Consider the following 16564-nt stretch of genomic DNA (forward strand, 5'->3'; position numbering starts at 1 on the left):
CTCGCGTCGATTGAGCGGTCTGACCTGCCGATGCGATGACCAAAATAGGTCAGCAGTCACTGTATAGTTCAGTGCATGCTGACCATTGCTTCACGCCTCGACGTCATGTACCGGCTCGGCCGAGCCATGGCGGACCCGACGCGATCCCGGATCCTGATGACCCTGCTCGACGGCCCGAGCTATCCGGCGGTGCTGTCGCGCGAGCTGGAGCTGACCCGGTCGAACGTGTCGAACCACCTGACCTGTCTGCGCGACTGTGGCATCGTGGCCGCCGAGCCCGAGGGACGGCAGACGCGCTACGAGATCGCCCACCCGCACCTCGCTGCGGCGCTCACGGCGCTCGTGGATGTGACGCTGGCCGTCGACGAGCACGCGCCATGCGTTGATGACCAGTGCCCGGTGCCGGGCTGCTGCGGGACGGGGGCAGGCGCATGAGCGCGGCGTGCGGCTGCGACGAGCCCGAGACCACGGTCGGCGAAGCAGTTGAGGAGGTGCAGGAGCGACCCTGGTGGCGGGACCGCGGGATCATGGTCCCGGTCCTCTCCGGCGTCGCTTTCCTGACCGGTCTCGTCCTGGAGTGGTCCGGGCTCGAGATCCTGGCGCTGGTGCTGTTCTGGCTCGGTCTGCTGCTGGGAGCGTCGACGTTCACCCCGGGCGCGATCCGCAAACTGTTCAAGCGCAAGCTCGGCATCAGCCTGCTGATGACGATCAGCGCCATTGGCGCGGTGATCCTCGGCTCCGTCGAGGAGGCCGCGGCCCTGGCGTTCCTGTACTCGATCGCTGAGGCGCTGGAGGACAAGGCGATGGACCGCGCCCGCGGCGGGCTCCGGGCGCTGCTCAAGCTCGTCCCTGAGACAGCGACCATCCGCCGCGACGGCGCGACGGTCGAGGTCGCCGCGAAAGACCTCCAGGTGGGCCAGCTGATGCTGGTGCGGCCGGGCGAACGGATCGCGACCGACGGCGTTGTGGTCACGGGTCGTTCGAGTTTGGATACGTCTGCGATCACTGGAGAGTCGATCCCGGTCGAGGTCGAGCTGGGAGATGCAGTCTCGGCCGGTGCAATCAACTCCGCCGGCGCGCTGGAAGTCGAGACGACCGCGGCGGGCACCGACAACTCGCTGACCACGATCGTGGAGCTCGTTGAACAGGCGCAGGCCGAGAAGGGAGACCGCGCCCGCCTCGCCGACCGCATCGCCCGACCCCTCGTCCCTGGTGTGCTCGTCCTCGCCGTCCTGGTGGCGCTGATCGGTTCGCTGTTCGGCGACCCCGAGCTGTGGGTCACTCGCGCCCTGGTCGTCCTCGTGGCGGCGTCGCCGTGCGCGCTGGCGATCTCCGTGCCGCTGACCGTGGTCGCCGCGATCGGCTCGGCGAGCAAGTTCGGCGTGATCATCAAGTCCGGTGCCGCGTTCGAGCGCTTCGGCGTGATCCGCCACGTCGCCGTCGACAAGACCGGCACCCTCACCCGAAACGAGCCCGTCGTCACCGCCGTTCTCACCGCCGACGGGACCACCGAGGCGCAGGCGCTGGCGTGGGCGGCCGCGCTGGAGCAACACAGCACCCACCCGCTCGCGGCCGCGATCACCGCCGCCGCGCCGGGGGCCTCAGTAGCCGATGCCGTGACCGAGCAGGCCGGGCACGGCATCGAGGGCAAGCTCGACGGCGCGCGGATCACGGTCGGCAGCCCCCGCTGGCTGGACGCCGGGACGCTCGGCGACCGGGTCTCAGGGCTGGAGGAGCAGGGCATGACGGTCGTCATCGTGCACCGCGACGGCGAGCCGGTCGCTGCGATCGGCGTCCGCGACGAGCTGCGCCTGGAGGTCCCGGAGGTCGTCCGCACGCTCGCCGCGCAGTGCATCGGGGTCACGATGCTCACCGGCGACAACGCCCGCACCGCCCGCGCTCTCGCGGCGCAGGCCGGGATCGAGGACGTGCGCGCCGAGCTGCGCCCCGAGGACAAGGCCGCTGCGATCGCTGAGCTCGGCCAGCATGGTTCGGTGGCGATGATCGGCGACGGCATCAACGACGCCCCCGCCCTCGCCGCCGCGGACATCGGGATCGCGATGGGCGCGACCGGGTCGGATGCCGCGATCGAGTCGGCCGATGTCGCGTTCACCGGGCACGACTTGCGGCTGCTGCCGCGCGCGTTCGACCATGCCCGGCGCGGACGGCACATCATCAACCAGAACATCATCCTGTCGCTGCTGATCATCATCGCCCTGCTCCCGCTCGCCCTCTTCGGCGTCCTGGGACTCGCTGCCGTGGTGCTCGTGCACGAGATCGCGGAGGTCATCGTGATCCTCAATGGCTTGCGCGCGGCCCGGACCCGGAAGGAGCAGATCGTATGAAGGTCGAACTGCTGCACATCGTCGACTGCCCGAACACGGCCATCGCCGAAGCAAACGCGCGCGCCGCGCTGGATGCCGCCGAGCTCGCGGAAGTGCCCATCGAGCTGGTAACGATCCACACCGAGACCGAAGCGGTGAACACCCGATTCGGAGGCTCGCCCACGATCCTCGTCGACGGCGTCGACCTGTTTCCGACGCAACCGGTTCGCTCGCTCGCGTGCCGGGTCTACGCGACTGAGCGCGGGTACGCCGGTGCACCGACTCCGTCTCAGATCGAGGAGGCGTTGCACGAGACCTATCGTTGACGTCGAACGCAAGCTGTCGGTCCCGGACGCGGGGCCGAGCGCTTCACTGCACACCTCAAGAGGGTGGTATGTACCGGAAATCGGTGGAGTGGAGATTCGCGCTGTAGGGATTGGTCGCCGCGCGGAGCATCGTAGTGAGCGCGGGTTAGTCGGCTGACGCGCCTCGGGCAAGCAATAGCCGGAAGTGCTTCAGGAACTGTTTCTTGTAGTGGCAGGATCGAGCCATGGATGTCCTCGCGCTGGTGATCTCGGCCCTGTCGCTGCTGATCGCCGGCGTCGGCACTTACCAAGCGAACAAGCGCGCGAACGAGGCACTCGCCGAGTCGCGCAAGGCGGCCGAGGACGCACGCTGGTTCGCGGTGCAGGAAGCCGTGCAGCGCCTAATCGGGTTCGATCCGACGGCCGAGCCGGTGGGGGAGCGGCTCGCCAACCTGCGCATCACGTCGATCGCGCTCGTCGACCAGCTCGACGGCTGGGATGGTATCGACTCGTGGCTGGAGGCCGAGCGCACGCTGGGCGCGACCATCGGCCGCCAGGTGATGGAGGCCGCCAAGCCCGGCGACACCGTTGAGCGGCGGGTGGCGAACCTCGACCCGCTGATGAGTTGGGCGCACGCGCTGAGCAGCAACCTGCGCCATTTACGATCAGTCGGCCACGACGCGGCTGCACTTGCCAAGCTCCAGGTCAACGCGGAAGAGTTGGTTAGGGAAATTCATGCGCGTCACGGCTGGGATTTGCCGCCGCGGACCAACCTCCGGATCCAGCCGTTGGACTAGATGTGGTGTAACGACTCGGCCTTACGGGTTGCTCAGCACTGTGAACGACGTCGCCGTGTACTTGGGCTTAACTTCGTCGGCAGGGCCGGTTTCTTCCGTGACTGACACATCGACTGAAACTGACATGCCGGTGCGCAGCGTTGCAGTGTTCGCCGCAGGGATCTTCTTCGCGTCGATCTTGACGATCTCGCCGTCCTCGATCTCCAGCTGCCAAGCGCTGATCTCGCTGACAGTCCGCAAGATGCCGCGGATGGTGGTCGGCTCGAGCTCGAGTTCCCGAGAAGCGATGAGCTCTCCAATGTGAGCGAGTTCAGCCGTGGAGAGGCGCGTGCGCAGGCGCGCCTGGCGAGGCTGGGACCAAGTGAGATCAGGCTCGAACCCTGATTTCACCAGACCTGTCGAGAAGTCGCGCAACGTCGTGGCGACGCGCGGTCCGTACTCGCGGATGCGCGCCAAGAAGTCACTGGTGTCGGCATCTGGGCCGAGACGACGTCCGTCCTCGAGCAGTCCCAGTGCTCGCTTCATGGCGGTGTCGATCAACTGGGGCTCTGCATTGTCGTCTCCGAACAGCCCGACTTGGCCATCGGGTGAGATCTCGTCCGCTGGCGAAGTCGTCGGCACGATCTGCAGGATGAGGCTTCCCGGCAGTGGTGAACCGTTGAGGTTCAGTCGGGTCTTCGAGACGACGTCGGCGGGCGGTTGCCCACGCAACGACTTGTGCCCCTTCACCGCGAGGCCTGTCGCAAGCACCAGGCGCTGAAAATTGCGAAGCGTGTCAGCAATCCCGTCGATCGCTCCCGAGTGGATCGTGATTCCTGGCCCAGTCAGGCGCAGAGACCCTGAAGAAGCGTCGCGCCGCAGCAAGCCGTGCTCAGCGCGCAGAGTCTCGATGCTCATGCGCGCAAGATCATCTGCGTCCTGCCACTCAGCTTCGCCTTGGACGTTGGCCTTGAACTGCTCCCAGTCAAACGCCATGGAAACCGTCCAGAGTCACTTCGAAGTAGCCGCGCTGCGGTAGGGCATCCGGCCGTTGCGGAGGATCTTCCTTCGCGCCGTTGCGCTTGCGCATCCAGAAGTCATCCCAGTAGCCACGATTCAACGCATATGACTGGTGCTCGACTGAGTGGGCGCGGTCCGCCTCGGGGAACACGTGCCATAGGCAGTATCGAGTATCAACGCGCAGGCCCGTCGCTGGCCGGACCTGGTTCATCCCGAACATCTGCAGGATGTACCGATCCTTGGGGTCGGTCACCTGGTCAACGAGCACGTCTTCGCACCAGTAGACGAGGTCGATGTCGTCAGGATCGATCTTGTCGGTAAGGAAGCTGCCACCCACCCATACGCACACCACGGGGACGACAGAGCGGATGCCGTCGGTAGCGGACTCGAAGTGTTGCCAGATCTCGGCGCGGGTCGCCGACTTCGCGAACCGGGGATCGTCAACGTAGTGGGATTTGATCTCTTCCAACGACGCGCCGAATCGGCCCAGCGGAAGCAGGCCCGTCTGCTCGTCAAGTGCAGGCAGCACCAAGTCACCTCCCTGTGGGTCGCAGTCACCTGTCATTATGTCCTATCAGGGGCTGCCGACAGAGGCGGACGCGAGATCGGGTCGCGTGCCCCCGCTGCCCCACCTTCTGCGTCTCCGGAAGGGGCGAGGTGGGGGCCGAGGCGATGCCAGCCAGACACGCAACCTCAGGTTGGTATGTGCCGGAATGCGGTGGAGTTTAGGTTCAATGTATAAATACCCTGGTCAGAGGGGTGGTTGAATCGAACTTTCGTGCGGGTGAGTTTCGATTCAACCTGTGCGATCCGCGTGCGCGGTCGGACAATACATGCGTTGCCTCGCGGGGCTTCGGGTGCGTAGTCTCCACTGATATGGACGATCTGATCCAGAAGGTACTCGACCGATTGCTCACGGCTGATCCCGGTGGGATCGTCGGGGTGTACCTCTATGGATCCAGTACGACGACGGGGCTCGGCCCGGAGAGTGATGTCGACCTGCTGCTGGTGACTCGCAGGTCACTGACGTCTCAGGAGCGGGCATCGTTAGTATCCACGTTGCTCGGACTTTCGGGGTGGAAGGGGCATGCTGACGTATTTCCGGAGGTCACGAGCCGTCGCCCGCTTGAGGTGACGAGTCTGGTTGCGGACGATCTCGAGCCTCTGGTGGCCGCGCCGTGGAGTGATTTCCAGTTCGGGGAGTGGCTCAGGAGCGATTTCATCCAGGGATATGTGTCCGAGCCTGAGCGCGATCCGGATGTGGTGATCCTGCTGGCGACAGCTTTGGCATCACACCAGGTGCTGCACGGTCCTTCGCTGGGCGCTCTGGTCGCTGATGTACCTTTCGCGCTTTTGAAGGACGCGCAATTGGCCGCACTGCCGGGACTCGTTGAGGATCTGGGTGGGGATGGTCGCAATGTTCTTCTGACTCTGGCGCGTGCGTTGCATACGGTGGAGACCGGGGCGATAGTCCCCAAAGAACAGGCGGCTGTCACCGCGGCGAAGCGAGTCGACGCCGCTGGTGCGGGACTGCTCCTTGCGGCTGCCGGTGAGTACCGAGGCGAGGAACAGGTCGACTGGGATCGTGAATCGAGTCGGGTGTCGTCTCTGGCGCAGTCGTTGATCACGATGATCCAGCGAACATCTGCGGAACCGTGAGCGTACACACAGACGCCGCCGGGCGGGACTGCCGCGCTTATCTCACCACAGAGGTTATTCGGCTACGGAACGCGGTCGAGTTCCGGTTTAACGTATAGCGTTAATGACGGACTCCGTTATACACTGGTTTCGTGATCAGATCGTTCGGCAACAAGGACACCGAACGGCTGTGGCGTCGTGAGCGCGTGCGCTCGATCGATCCGAGGATCCATCGGGTCGCGCTGCGCAAGCTACGTCAGGTGGGGTCTGCAGAGTCTCTCGAGGACCTCCGCGTCCCGCCTGGCAATCGGCTCGAGGCGCTCAAGGGCGATCGGGTCGGGCAGCACAGCATCAGGATCAACGACCAGTGGCGGATCTGCTTCGTGTGGACCGACGCTTGACCAGAGGAGGTGCAGATCGTTGACTACCACTGACAGGATCGAGCCGATTCACCCGGGTGAGGTCCTCATGGAGGACTTCATCGAGGGCTTCGGCATTACACAGAACAAGCTCGCCGTGTCGATCGGCGTCCCGCCCCGGCGGATCAACGAGATCGTGCACGGCAAGCGGGGGATCACCGCAGACACGGCGCTGCGGCTCGCGAGGTACTTCGGCACGTCGGCCGAGTTCTGGATCAACCTGCAGAGCCACTATGAGCTCGACCGCGCCGAGGACGCAGCAGGTGAGCAGATCGCGGCGATCGTGCCGCTACAGGTCGCGTGACCAGCTGCGTCGTGCAACGCCCCGGAGGCGTCTGCATCGCGGTCACCGACCTCGGCGGCGACGGCCCTGTCGTCGTGCTGCTGCACGGGCTTGCCGGGAGCTCGCGGGAGTTGCTGCGCACGGCGCGAGCGTTGCAGGACCATCGGGTCCTGCTCGTGGACCAGCGAGGGCACGGTGCGAGCACGCGGCTTCCCGATGATCTATCCCGCGACGCCTTCGTCGGCGACGTCGTGGCGGCGATCGAGGAGCTCGCCCCGGGGAGTCGAGCGACGCTCGTCGGGCAGTCGATGGGAGCCCACACTGCTTCTCTCGCAGCAGCAGCGCGCCCAGACCTGCTCGAGGGGCTCGTGATGCTCGAAGGTCATGTGTCGGGGAGTGACGATCCGCGCGAGGCTGCTGGTCTCGGCGCGTACTTCGCGTCCTGGCCGGTTCCGTTCCGGGACGAGGCCGCTGCCCGCGAGTTCCTCGGTGATGACGCGATCGTTGATGCCTGGGTAGCGGATCTCCAGTCGACGGATGATGGGCTCGTCCCGCGTTTCGACGCCGCGGTCATGCAACGCACGATCGAGGCTGTGCATGAACCGCGCTGGGACGAGTGGGAAGCTCTGCAGGTTCCGACTCTCGCGATTTTCGCCAAGCACGGGATGTTCAGCGATGCCGACAAGGACGAGCTGATCCGGCGCAGGCCCGAGACGGTCAGAGTCGATCTCTCTGGCGGCAGCCATGATGCGCACCTCGACGCCTTCGACGAGTGGATCGACGTGCTTCGCCGCTGGTTATCTCGCGATCAGGCCAGCGACTCGCGGACCAGTGTCCGCTGAGGTTGTTAGCTGCGGCCACGCGGTGGAGTTCCGCTTCAACGTGTGATCGTCCCTGGACGCTTGCTGGCGTCGCGCGGTACCTGGCGGGCAGAGGTGGCATCTTGCGCTGAGGGTTCATGGGGTCCTGGTGGAAGAGCGCCGCAATCTCAAACGGTACTGTTGTCGCGTGATCTTTCATGCCTTTGAGGCATACGCGGCTGAGATGGGAATCGCTCTCGCGATAGCGCCGGAGGAACAGAACAGCGACTACGAGTCGGGGGTCGTGCAGATCGACGGTGACTCATGGCATATTCGAACTGCGCGGAAGACTCCCACCAAACCGGGTGCATTCGTCGCCTTCTGGAGGCGAGGCGCCGGTGGAGTGACGGCTCCGTTCGGTGAAGATGATGCTGCCGCGGGATTGATGGTCTTCGTGGAGCAAATGGGCAGGCGCGGCGTCTTCCGGTTCACCGCCGCGGATCTGGCCCGGCTGGGCATCACGTCGGGAGTGCGGCCCGGCAAACGGGGCTTCCGGGTGTATCCGAGTTGGTGCGTGGAGCTGAACTCAGCAGCGGCTGCTGTGCAACGTGCTCAGTCGGCGTCATTTCTCACATACTGAGCCGATCGCTGCCCGCCGCTTTGCGGTCGCCTGGGTGCCCGATGGCCTCTCTGACACCTGTTCGTGCGGCAGTCCCCATCTAGCTAGAGCGGTGGGGTTCTCTGGCGCTGGACGAGACCGCGCTCTGGGATGGGGACACCCCTGTCTGACCCTGGTGAAGCCGCTGTCTGCGCGCGCTGGCAGCAATGCGCACCGCGCTCTCTGGGTAGACTCCCGTGATGCTCTTTGTCGGTATCGACCTCGCAGCCGAAGCCCGGCGCACGGGCGTCGCCGTCGTGCGCGAAGATGGTGCGCTCTCGTTGGAGCAGGTCCGTGTCGGCGGGAGCGATGAGGACCTCGTGGCAGCTGTCGAGGCGGCGGACAGGACGGGAGTGGATGTTCCACTCGGGTGGCCGGCTCCATTCGTCGACTTGGTCAGGGCCCATGCCGCCGGAACTCTATCGGCGCCCGCATCCACTGATTCCGCCTGGCGTCGGGACCTCGCGATGCGAACAACAGACCGTGAGGTGCACCGTCGCACGGGCATCACTCCGTTGAGTGTCTCTACAGACAGAATCGCCTACCCGGCTCTCCGGTGGGCCGGACTTGAAGCTCGTTTGCGAGAACGCGGAATCGATGTCGCGCGTGACGGTTCTGGGGTGGTCTTCGAGGTGTATCCGGCGGCCGCATTGCACTGCTGGTCCTTGACTCACCGGGGCTACAAAGGTGCGCAGAACGCCCCTGGCCGTTCTGCTTTGGCGGCCGAACTTGTGGAGAAGACTCCGTGGCTGGACTGGAACGGATATCGGGACTTATGTGTGCGCGACGATAACGCGCTTGATGCAGTTGTCGCCGCACTCATCACTCGCGAGGCCTTCCTCGGCAGCTGCGAACCGCCGACGGATGAAAATCGAGAGGTGGCGCGGCAAGAGGGCTGGATCTGGTTGCCCGGAACCAGCCCTACACCACCGACCATGCGGTGATCGTCGTGGCTCCCTATCCGACGATGCGCCTGTCTTCGTCGATCTCCCGTCGCGACTAGGCCCAGATCAAGACACAGCTTCTGCTGCTTCCGCCAATCGGAGCATCTCGGAGACCAGGTCACTGATCCCCGGCTCTTCGATGGGGAAGTGTCCGCACTCGCGGAGCATGACGACCCTGCCCGGAGTCGCGATGCGTCGAAGAAAACGCGTGCTCAGCTTGACCGGTGTCCAGGCATCCCTGCTCGGGTGTACGAGTGTGACAGGTGTCTTCGCGGATTCCGGTGGGGTGTGCCGGTACCGCAGGTAGGACGCGAGGAACCCGAGTGGTACACGTGCTCCACCGCCAAGCGGGTCGCGCGCGCAGAGTCTGGAGAGTCCAGGGTCGCGGCTCATCTTCGAGAAGTCCGCGACCCATCGCATGGGGATCATGACGTTCGCGAGCGGACCCCGAGCCAGAGAGGAGAGCGGACCACCGAAAGCGCCCAGCACTCCGAACCGGGTGAGGCGAGATCGGACCCGTAGGTCTCGGGGATCGAGGAGACTTGTGGCGACGACTGCCGCGACTCGAAAGGAGTGCGCGGCCACTTCGTACGCCAGCATCCCGCCCATGCTTCCGCCGAACAGGATCAGCGGGCGGTCGTCGTGCTCTGCCTCGACCAGGTCTACGAGCAAGCGCACCCAGTCGGCATAGCGCACCTTGCCCGCCTCCGGGGATGTTGTCCGACCGTAGAGGGGAAGGTCGACGGCGGCGACGTCGAACCCGCTCTGTGCGATCAGCGCAGCCATCGGCCAGAGTGCGCCGCTATGACCCCCTGCCCCGTGGATCACCAGCACGCGAACGGGCGCTTTGGGGTCACGTGCTCTCGCGATGTGAACGTTGTGACTGCACCATTGCCACCATGTCGCTTCCGGCCCAAGCCTTGCAGCCGCGCGTCTGCCCGGGGGAAGGAATGCGGCATACGCTTGGAGCGACACTCTTTCACAGTAACAACAGGTGCCGGCAGATCACGTAGTCTCCGTGCCTGGCCCTCAGTTCTTGGGACGACGGATCCACGATGCAGAGGTTGGTACGTACAGAAACGTCGTGGGGGTTCCGGTCCCCTGTGTGGCGCGCTATCCTCTGGCGGTAGGAGGCGGACCGAACAGCCATCTGATGACTGTTCCGAGCACAGCGTCGGAAGGGGGTATACATATGAAAACTGTTCTCCCCACAGACTGCGGAAATGCGCCAAGAATCGCCATAGTCGGAGAGTTCGTCACCAACTGGGCGAAGCGCGACGCTGAGGCGATGGCAGCATGGTTGACCGACGACGTGGACTGGACAGTCGCCGGGCGTGAAGCCGCCAGCGACGAAGCCGCAGCCGACTTCGCGTGCCCGAGCAGCACCTCCGACTACCTCGAAGTCAACACGATCATCACGCACGGCCGGCTGGCATCCTGCGATGGCTTCGTCGATTCTGAGTCAGGTCGGGTGCACTTCAGCCACGTGTTCAGATTCGCCAGCACCTCGAAGGCCGCCAAGATCAAAGAAGCTCGAACGTACCTCACCCAAGAGTGAAGCAGGGTTTGCCGACATCCCAACCGGTTTCCTGCCGGCGCTCGTCCGACAGCGTGCGCGATCGGCCTGGCCTTGACCCGAGCAGTCTGCGTCAGTGATTCGTCCGGGACGTCACGTGCTTGCTGATGCGGTGTTCAAGTCCGACCTTCACTGACGGCCACTCAGTATCCAGGATAGAGAAGACGACGGTGTCGCGGATGGTGCCGTTGTCCATGATGATGTGGTTGCGCAGGACCGCATCCTGTTTGGCGCCGAGACCTGCGATGGCGGCGCGTGACTGATGGTTGTGCCAATGCGTGCGGAACTCGACGGCGATGCACCCCAGCTCTTCAAACGCCCGGCTCAGCAGCAGGAGCTTCATCGCCGGGTTGATCCCGGTTCCTTGGGCATCTTGGCCGATCCACGTCGATCCGATCTCCAGACGACGATGCGCGGGGTTCAGGTTCAGGAACGTCGTCATGCCGACTGCTCTGCTGCTGGCGGGGTCGATGACCGCCCACGGCGCCAGACGATGTTCCGCGTGCATGTCGAGCCGGTTCCGGATTTCGTCGGTGACGTGATCGGGTGCGGGAATTCGGGTGTACCAGGTCTTCCACAGCTCACCCGGGAGGACCGCCTGGGCCAAGTCATCCTGATGCTTCAGATCCAGGGGCTCAAGGCGAACCAGGTCATTCGACAAGACCGGCGTCTGGGAGTAGGTCTGTTCTGTGGCAGTCACTGGTACAGCATCCCACCTCAGGCGACCTCGGCGCTCGCCGCCGGGCGTGAGTTCTCTGCTATTCCGGGACGTCGATGACTTCACCGTTGTGGGGGATCTGGCCGTGGAACGTCAGCGGGACCGCCTGGGCTCGATCGACGTCGGCACGGTCTATCGCCTGGATGTGGAGGTGAGGTTCGGTGCTGTTGCCCGAGTTCCCACAGCGCGCGATGTGCTCGCCGGTGCGAACCCGCTCGCCCGGTCGCACCCGCACACTCGATTGCTGCAGGTGGCAGAGCACGACGACGACGCCGCGGCTCTCGATGAATACGTGGTTCCCCACAAGGGCGCGCCAGCCGCGCGATGCGCGTCCCCGCTGAGTCAGTGCGTAGCTGATAGAGGGGAATCCGCGGTGGGCGTGATGGTCGATCGCCGTGTCACTCGCTGCGATGACCCTCCCGTCGATCGGAGCGCGGATCGGGCGACCGAAACCGATGAATCGGTCGGGCAGCTCTGGCCGCAGGAGAGAGATGAGGCGGATCGGCGCGCTGCGGCCGAGTGGTGAGATCGGAACAAAGTCGATGGCGTGCGCTGAGGCGAACGCCGCCGTGCCGTGGCTCGGCACGCGGTCAGCCGGGCTGTTCTGTACTCGCCAGATTCCTGTGAAGGGGTAGGCGATGTCGAAGCAGGCGTCCATCATTGCTCCCTCCATCACAATCATGTCATGAGGCGGGGTCTTCTCGGCGTCTCACGGGTCGCAGAAGAAGGCGGCCATCGCGGCGCCGGCAGTCACTCCACGATTGGGCCATTGTGTAGTCTCGGGATCAGAGCGAGGCACGTTCCGAAGAGAATGGCGCGGAACGCATCACAGAAGGAGACCCCATGGAACATCCCTTGGCCGGACGCACAGCTGTGGTCACAGGGGTGAGCCGGAGCAGGGGCATCGGTGCGGCCGTGGCGCGCCGCCTGGCCGCCAGCGGCGCCGATCTCGTGGTCCAGCATCATCGGGCGCATGACGCCGAGCAGCCGTGGGGCGCTGACGACCTTGCCGACGTGTTGGCGGAGGTGCGTAGTCACCTCACTCCGGGCGCTTCTCTCCACGACATCGCAGCGGATCTGACGGAGCCGGACGCTCCGCAGCAGATGATCGAGCAGGCGCTCGCTGCGTCCGGGCCGCTGGACATTCTCGTCTGCGTCCATGCGCGCTCCGGTGGCGACGGGGCCTTGGCGGAGATCTCTGCGAATGATCTGGATGGTCACTGGGGCGCGGATGCCCGTTCGGTCCTCTTGGCTACGAAAGCATTCGCGGAGGTTCACGATCCAGCTCGGCCCGGTGGTCGCGTCGTGTGGATGACTTCTGGTCAGCAGAAGGGTCCTATGCCCGGGGAGGTGGCCTATGCCGCAGCCAAGGGTGCCTTGGCAGGGGTGACGGCGACGGTCGCAGACGAGCTGGTCGAGCGCGGCATCGTCCTCAACTCTGTGAACCCCGGCCCGGTGAACACCGGGTTCCTCGATTCCGGGCAGGGGATCGATGATGCGACTCTGGACTCTCTGAGGCAGAGGTTCCCGTCCGGACGCTTCGGCACTCCGGATGATCCTGCACGGCTGATCGGCTGGCTTGTCAGCGATGAGGCGGAATGGATCGTCGGCCAGGTGATCGACAGCGAGGGCGGCTTCCGACGTTAGCCAGAGCGTCTCAACAGCCTGGTGCAGCGCTTAGCATCCCATGCCGGTCCGTCCTAGGCTGGGCCTGTGAGCAGACCCCATGACAGCACAGACGGCAGTGCGGCGATGCCGCACTCATCGACTGGCCCTGAGCCGGATGCGTCAGACTCGGCCCAACCTGTCGGCGACTCCACGAGCAGGTCAGGCAGTGTCTCGGAGCCGTGGATCCGCAGAGGTCGGATGGAAGACGTTCCTGCACTTCTCGCGTTCTGGGACAAGGCGGGGGAGAACGCCGGACGTCCGGGGGACGACGCTGAGCTGACCGAGAATCTGCTTCTGCGGGACCCTGACTCCATCATCATCGCCGAGTCAGACGGAGGGATCGTCGGGACCGTCATCGCAGGGTGGGATGGTTGGCGTGCGCATATGTACCGCCTGGCCGTCGATCCGGATTCGCGCGGGCAAGGGATCGGGCGGCGCCTGACGCGCGCGGCTGAGGAGCGCCTGAAGTCTCTCGGAGCGGTGAGATTCGACGCGATGGTGCTTTCGGGCAACACTGCCGGCGAAGCGGCTTGGGAAGCGATGGGCTATCGGCCCCAGAACGACTGGACCCGCTGGATCCGCTTCGCCTGAGGCGGTCCTAGCATGGCTCTTATGGAGATTCGTCTTGCCGCCTTCACTGATTGTGCGCGCCTGCAGCAGATCGAATGTGCTGCCGGGGAAGTGTTCCGAACAGTCGGCATGCCGCAGATCGCCGACGACGCCCCGCCGAGCGTCGAGGAGCTCGAAGGATACGTCCGGAGGGGATCGGCATGGGTGGCAGCGACTGACCCTGATGTCCCGGAGGCGTATCTGCTGGCTGATCGGATTGATGATGTGCTGCACATCGAACAGGTCTCCGTGGATCCCACCTACGCACGGTTGGGGCGTGGCCGTGAACTGATCGAGCATGCTGCCAGGCAGGCTGCGGAGCTGTCCTGCTCTGCGCTGACCCTGACGGCCTTCGTGACCGTGCCATGGAACGCTCCGTACTACCGCAGGCTCGGGTTCATGGAAATCCCCGATGGCGGCCTCAGCCCTGGACTTGCTGCGGTTCGGCGTCGAGAAGCCGAGATCGGTCTGGACCGCTGGCCCCGGACCGCCATGCGCAGGACCCTGGCCTATTGATCTGCCGCCCCTCCGAGAGGCCTGAAGCGCCGCTGAAGGTCTCAGCGGTGCGGGGGTCTACTTCCCGCGGATCTCGCGGCGTGCCTGGCCGATGATCCGGTCGCGGCGGAACAGCTGCTCCAAGTGCGCCATCTGGGCGTCCACCTGACCTGTGCCGTTGGAGAAGGCCTCGAGAGTCTCTTGGTACTGCTTCTCGAACGCTGCCCAGTCCTTCTTCTTCAGCTGAGGGGCCAGAGAACGCAGCTCTTCGATGGCAGGCTGAGCCTCAGCACCCTGTGCATGAGCCTCTGCGGTGACCTCAGCCAGCAGCAGAAGCTCACCTTTCCGATCGAGGCCTTTGCCGGACGAGTCGAACTTGTCCATCAGCCCGAACCCGCCGACCAGGACGAGCAGCGCCAGCACGCAGCCGAACACCAGCAGCAGAATCTCGAGGGCGCTCCACCCGTCCATACCGTTCCTCTCATCGGTGACTCTGCCTGTGAGTCTAGTGAACCGCTGTGGTGGCCGGGAACTGCGTCCCGCACCGTTCTCGCTCAGGCGGTGACTACGAGCCCTCCACGTGGACCGACAGCCCCGTCTCGCCGGGACGGATGTGGGGTTGGAGCGCCCAATCGTCCGTGTAGTCCCCGGTGAACTGGGCGCGGTAGGGGATGGGCTCTTCCTCGAACAGCAGGTCAAGGCGGGTCAGCAGACTGTCCCGTGCGGCGTCATAGTCTTCGGTGAAGTCTGCGCTGGGCAGTGCCCACGGTTTCAGGGCGCTCATGCCTGTATAGGCGAAGGTTCCGTGGAGCAGCCCGAAAAGCAGCTCCTCGAGCTCCCCGCTCTTGCCCCGTGGCCCGATCGACGCAGGACGGTCGCCGATCGTTACTGCGGCCAGGGCACGTCTGCCGGTGAAAGGGCCCTGTTCGTAACGCAGCCGTCGCCCGGTTGCGGGGTCCTTGCCGAAGGCGAAGCCGCTGATGAAGACGCGGTCGAACCAGCCCTTCAGGATGGCTGGCATCCCATACCACCACAGCGGAAACTGCACGACGACGGCGTCGGCCTGCCGCAGCTTTGCCTGCTCAGCCCGCACGTCCTCAGGCAGCCGCTCTTCTGTGTAGGCACGGCGGGTATCGGAGCTGACACGGAAGCGCTCCTCCTCAGGGATCCCAGCGTCCGTGCGTGTGACCACAGGATTCCACTCCATGGCATAGAGATCAGATTCCAGCACGCGCACGCCATGGGAGCTCAGATGCCGGAGCCCGTCACCGCGCAGGGTGGCGTTCAGGGAGTGTCGTTCGGGGTGGGCGCTCAGCCAGAGCACTGTTCGTCGCGTCATAGGGATATCCTCGAGCTCAGGAGCAGCTCATGGAAGTACGGACAGTTTTGTCCTCAGGGAGGTCAGGATGCGGTTGCCAGTTCAGCGAGCCATGGAAGTCTGCCCTGTCGAGGTGGCGGTCTCGATCGTCGGCGGAACATGGAAGCTCACAGTGATCAAGCATCTGATGGAGGGGACCCAGCGATTCGGTGAGCTGAGCCGAATGGTCCCACTGGCCAACCGCAAGACTCTGACCCGGCAGCTGCGCGAATTGGAGGAGGACGGGGTCGTCCACCGGGAGATCTACCCAGAAGTTCCTCCGAAGGTGGAGTACTCCCTGACGGCACTCGGCCAAGAGCTGGTTTCCGTCATCGAGGCGATGAACACCTGGGGTTCTCACTACAGCAGTCATCAGAACTCAGACACAGCAGATCCGCCCACGCCTCAGCGCCGCTCCCTCTCAGCTGACAGGCCGCCCCAGGAGGATCATATGACCGAGACATTGCAGATCAGAATGCCGCTGCCGGCTGACGAGGAGCAGGTGCGTGCGGCTCAGGCGGAACTCGCGGCAGAGGACTTCGACTTCTCCTTCCAGAAGCCTGAGCAGAGCTGGGAGGACTACCTCGAGGGGCTTCGCAGGGAGCATGAGGGCGTGGACCTCGCGCCGGGACGGGTACCTGCCACGATGTTCCTCGGCACAGTGGGGGAGGAGGTCGTAGGCCGCGTCCACATCAGGCATGAGCTGACCCCCACGCTCAGAGAAATGGGCGGTCATATCGGCTATGCAGTGCGACCGCAGCACCGGCGCCGCGGCTACGCCACCCAGATGCTGCGCCTGGGGCTGCAGAAGCTGCGTGAGCTCGGCGTCGAACAGGCGCTGGTCACCTGTGAAGACACGAACCTCGGTTCCATCCGCACCATCGAGGCCTGCGGCGGAGTGCTGGAGGACATCGCCGGACAGCCCGGTACTGCACCTATGCGTCGGTATTGGGTCGACCTGGTCGGCTGAGCCC

The 16564-nt window shown here is 64.9% G+C and carries 22 protein-coding genes; 15 read left to right on the forward strand and 7 right to left on the reverse strand.

The genetic code is table 11. The features are described 5' to 3' along the window. Nucleotides 1-75: 75 nt before the first annotated feature. The 4 genes from cmtR to JOF45_RS03330 all read left to right on the forward strand — a co-directional run bounded on the left by cmtR (nt 76) and on the right by JOF45_RS03330 (nt 3426). Nucleotides 76-435, forward strand: coding sequence for a Cd(II)/Pb(II)-sensing metalloregulatory transcriptional regulator CmtR (gene cmtR / locus JOF45_RS03315; RefSeq protein ID WP_210047923.1), 360 nt, complete (start codon nt 76-78; stop codon nt 433-435). After that, complete coding sequence (locus JOF45_RS03320) at nt 432-2345, forward strand: heavy metal translocating P-type ATPase (RefSeq protein WP_210047924.1); 1914 nt, start codon at nt 432-434, stop codon at nt 2343-2345. The genes cmtR and JOF45_RS03320 overlap by 4 nt, the downstream gene beginning before the upstream one ends. Continuing rightward, complete coding sequence (locus JOF45_RS03325; protein WP_019619454.1) at nt 2342-2650, forward strand: hypothetical protein; 309 nt, start codon at nt 2342-2344, stop codon at nt 2648-2650. The genes JOF45_RS03320 and JOF45_RS03325 overlap by 4 nt, the downstream gene beginning before the upstream one ends. Nucleotides 2651-2874: 224 nt before the next feature. Further along, a complete protein-coding gene (locus JOF45_RS03330) occupies nt 2875-3426 on the forward strand; it encodes a hypothetical protein (RefSeq protein ID WP_012397802.1) in 552 nt (183 codons plus the stop codon). A gap of 21 nt (nt 3427-3447) precedes the next feature. Here JOF45_RS03330 and JOF45_RS03335 read toward each other — a convergent pair whose 3' ends face one another. Further along, nucleotides 3448-4401 (reverse strand): hypothetical protein, encoded by a 954-nt coding sequence (locus JOF45_RS03335; protein ID WP_210047925.1) that lies wholly within the window; start codon nt 4399-4401, stop codon nt 3448-3450. After that, nucleotides 4391-4954: a DUF6932 family protein gene (locus JOF45_RS03340; protein WP_344307161.1), complete on the reverse strand. Its 564-nt coding sequence runs from the start codon at nt 4952-4954 to the stop codon at nt 4391-4393. The genes JOF45_RS03335 and JOF45_RS03340 overlap by 11 nt, the downstream gene beginning before the upstream one ends. 347 nt (nt 4955-5301) lie before the next feature. Here JOF45_RS03340 and JOF45_RS03345 point away from each other — a divergent pair, with 347 nt between their 5' ends. The 6 genes from JOF45_RS03345 to JOF45_RS03370 all read left to right on the forward strand — a co-directional run bounded on the left by JOF45_RS03345 (nt 5302) and on the right by JOF45_RS03370 (nt 9167). Beyond that, nucleotides 5302-6084, forward strand: coding sequence for an aminoglycoside adenylyltransferase domain-containing protein (locus JOF45_RS03345; RefSeq protein WP_210047927.1), 783 nt, complete (start codon nt 5302-5304; stop codon nt 6082-6084). A 131-nt stretch (nt 6085-6215) separates the two neighbouring features. Next, entirely contained in the window at nt 6216-6464 is a 249-nt protein-coding gene (locus tag JOF45_RS03350; RefSeq protein WP_210047928.1) for a type II toxin-antitoxin system RelE/ParE family toxin, read from the forward strand. A gap of 19 nt (nt 6465-6483) precedes the next feature. Beyond that, entirely contained in the window at nt 6484-6786 is a 303-nt protein-coding gene (locus tag JOF45_RS03355; protein ID WP_210047929.1) for a HigA family addiction module antitoxin, read from the forward strand. Then, nucleotides 6783-7607, forward strand: coding sequence for an alpha/beta fold hydrolase (locus JOF45_RS03360; protein WP_210047930.1), 825 nt, complete (start codon nt 6783-6785; stop codon nt 7605-7607). The genes JOF45_RS03355 and JOF45_RS03360 overlap by 4 nt, the downstream gene beginning before the upstream one ends. Nucleotides 7608-7734: 127 nt before the next feature. Next, nucleotides 7735-8205, forward strand: a complete 471-nt coding sequence (locus JOF45_RS03365) for a MepB family protein (RefSeq protein ID WP_342591376.1) — start codon at nt 7735-7737, stop codon at nt 8203-8205. Nucleotides 8206-8423: 218 nt separating this feature from the next. After that, nucleotides 8424-9167 carry a DUF429 domain-containing protein gene (locus tag JOF45_RS03370; protein WP_210047931.1) on the forward strand — a complete coding sequence of 248 codons (744 nt, stop codon included), beginning with the start codon at nt 8424-8426 and terminating at the stop codon, nt 9165-9167. A 66-nt stretch (nt 9168-9233) separates the two neighbouring features. On the opposite strand, the gene JOF45_RS03375 is transcribed toward JOF45_RS03370, so the two are convergent. Next, the gene (locus JOF45_RS03375; protein WP_210047932.1) at nt 9234-10142 is read right to left on the reverse strand and encodes an alpha/beta hydrolase; all 909 of its coding nucleotides are present in this window, start codon (nt 10140-10142) and stop codon (nt 9234-9236) included. A gap of 217 nt (nt 10143-10359) precedes the next feature. Between JOF45_RS03375 and JOF45_RS03380 the strand changes: the two genes are divergently transcribed. Next, nucleotides 10360-10725, forward strand: a complete 366-nt coding sequence (locus JOF45_RS03380) for a nuclear transport factor 2-like protein (protein WP_210047933.1) — start codon at nt 10360-10362, stop codon at nt 10723-10725. A gap of 91 nt (nt 10726-10816) precedes the next feature. Here JOF45_RS03380 and JOF45_RS03385 read toward each other — a convergent pair whose 3' ends face one another. Beyond that, the gene (locus JOF45_RS03385; RefSeq protein WP_210047935.1) at nt 10817-11404 is read right to left on the reverse strand and encodes a GNAT family N-acetyltransferase; all 588 of its coding nucleotides are present in this window, start codon (nt 11402-11404) and stop codon (nt 10817-10819) included. 97 nt (nt 11405-11501) lie between these two features. After that, the gene (locus JOF45_RS03390; RefSeq protein ID WP_245324115.1) at nt 11502-12143 is read right to left on the reverse strand and encodes a M23 family metallopeptidase; all 642 of its coding nucleotides are present in this window, start codon (nt 12141-12143) and stop codon (nt 11502-11504) included. A 161-nt stretch (nt 12144-12304) separates the two neighbouring features. Between JOF45_RS03390 and JOF45_RS03395 the strand changes: the two genes are divergently transcribed. The 3 genes from JOF45_RS03395 (at nt 12305) to JOF45_RS03405 (ending at nt 14254) form a co-directional block, all read left to right on the forward strand. Continuing rightward, a complete protein-coding gene (locus tag JOF45_RS03395) occupies nt 12305-13108 on the forward strand; it encodes an SDR family oxidoreductase (RefSeq protein WP_210047937.1) in 804 nt (267 codons plus the stop codon). Between the two features lie 219 nt (nt 13109-13327). After that, nucleotides 13328-13720, forward strand: coding sequence for a GNAT family N-acetyltransferase (locus tag JOF45_RS03400; protein ID WP_210047939.1), 393 nt, complete (start codon nt 13328-13330; stop codon nt 13718-13720). A gap of 21 nt (nt 13721-13741) precedes the next feature. Beyond that, nucleotides 13742-14254 (forward strand): GNAT family N-acetyltransferase, encoded by a 513-nt coding sequence (locus JOF45_RS03405; protein WP_210047941.1) that lies wholly within the window; start codon nt 13742-13744, stop codon nt 14252-14254. Nucleotides 14255-14311: 57 nt separating this feature from the next. Here JOF45_RS03405 and JOF45_RS03410 read toward each other — a convergent pair whose 3' ends face one another. Both JOF45_RS03410 and JOF45_RS03415 read right to left on the reverse strand, forming a co-directional pair. Then, nucleotides 14312-14704 carry a hypothetical protein gene (locus JOF45_RS03410; protein ID WP_210047943.1) on the reverse strand — a complete coding sequence of 131 codons (393 nt, stop codon included), beginning with the start codon at nt 14702-14704 and terminating at the stop codon, nt 14312-14314. Between the two features lie 94 nt (nt 14705-14798). Next, nucleotides 14799-15572: an NAD(P)H-dependent oxidoreductase gene (locus tag JOF45_RS03415; RefSeq protein ID WP_210047944.1), complete on the reverse strand. Its 774-nt coding sequence runs from the start codon at nt 15570-15572 to the stop codon at nt 14799-14801. Nucleotides 15573-15639: 67 nt separating this feature from the next. Here JOF45_RS03415 and JOF45_RS13230 point away from each other — a divergent pair, with 67 nt between their 5' ends. Next, entirely contained in the window at nt 15640-16560 is a 921-nt protein-coding gene (locus tag JOF45_RS13230) for a GNAT family N-acetyltransferase (protein ID WP_245324116.1), read from the forward strand. Nucleotides 16561-16564 lie beyond the last annotated feature (4 nt).

The sequence above is a fragment of the Nesterenkonia lacusekhoensis genome (assembly GCF_017876395.1).
In the GTDB taxonomy this organism is placed as follows: Bacteria; Actinomycetota; Actinomycetes; order Actinomycetales; family Micrococcaceae; genus Nesterenkonia; species Nesterenkonia lacusekhoensis.

Excerpts from the sequence above, each read along its gene's own strand:
- JOF45_RS03325 (WP_019619454.1), top strand. The coding sequence starts at position 2,342 with ATGAAGGTCGAACTGCTGCACATCGTCGACTGCCCGAACACGGCCATC.
- JOF45_RS13230 (WP_245324116.1), top strand. The coding sequence starts at position 15,640 with ATGCGGTTGCCAGTTCAGCGAGCCATGGAAGTCTGCCCTGTCGAGGTG.
- JOF45_RS03405 (WP_210047941.1), top strand. The coding sequence starts at position 13,742 with ATGGAGATTCGTCTTGCCGCCTTCACTGATTGTGCGCGCCTGCAGCAG.
- JOF45_RS03395 (WP_210047937.1), top strand. The coding sequence starts at position 12,305 with ATGGAACATCCCTTGGCCGGACGCACAGCTGTGGTCACAGGGGTGAGC.
- JOF45_RS03415 (WP_210047944.1), bottom strand. The coding sequence starts at position 15,572 with ATGACGCGACGAACAGTGCTCTGGCTGAGCGCCCACCCCGAACGACAC.
- JOF45_RS03400 (WP_210047939.1), top strand. The coding sequence starts at position 13,328 with ATGGAAGACGTTCCTGCACTTCTCGCGTTCTGGGACAAGGCGGGGGAG.
- JOF45_RS03330 (WP_012397802.1), top strand. The coding sequence starts at position 2,875 with ATGGATGTCCTCGCGCTGGTGATCTCGGCCCTGTCGCTGCTGATCGCC.
- JOF45_RS03335 (WP_210047925.1), bottom strand. The coding sequence starts at position 4,401 with ATGGCGTTTGACTGGGAGCAGTTCAAGGCCAACGTCCAAGGCGAAGCT.
- JOF45_RS03390 (WP_245324115.1), bottom strand. The coding sequence starts at position 12,143 with ATGATTGTGATGGAGGGAGCAATGATGGACGCCTGCTTCGACATCGCC.
- JOF45_RS03410 (WP_210047943.1), bottom strand. The coding sequence starts at position 14,704 with ATGGACGGGTGGAGCGCCCTCGAGATTCTGCTGCTGGTGTTCGGCTGC.
- JOF45_RS03320 (WP_210047924.1), top strand. The coding sequence starts at position 432 with ATGAGCGCGGCGTGCGGCTGCGACGAGCCCGAGACCACGGTCGGCGAA.
- cmtR (WP_210047923.1), top strand. The coding sequence starts at position 76 with ATGCTGACCATTGCTTCACGCCTCGACGTCATGTACCGGCTCGGCCGA.
- JOF45_RS03380 (WP_210047933.1), top strand. The coding sequence starts at position 10,360 with ATGAAAACTGTTCTCCCCACAGACTGCGGAAATGCGCCAAGAATCGCC.
- JOF45_RS03370 (WP_210047931.1), top strand. The coding sequence starts at position 8,424 with ATGCTCTTTGTCGGTATCGACCTCGCAGCCGAAGCCCGGCGCACGGGC.
- JOF45_RS03345 (WP_210047927.1), top strand. The coding sequence starts at position 5,302 with ATGGACGATCTGATCCAGAAGGTACTCGACCGATTGCTCACGGCTGAT.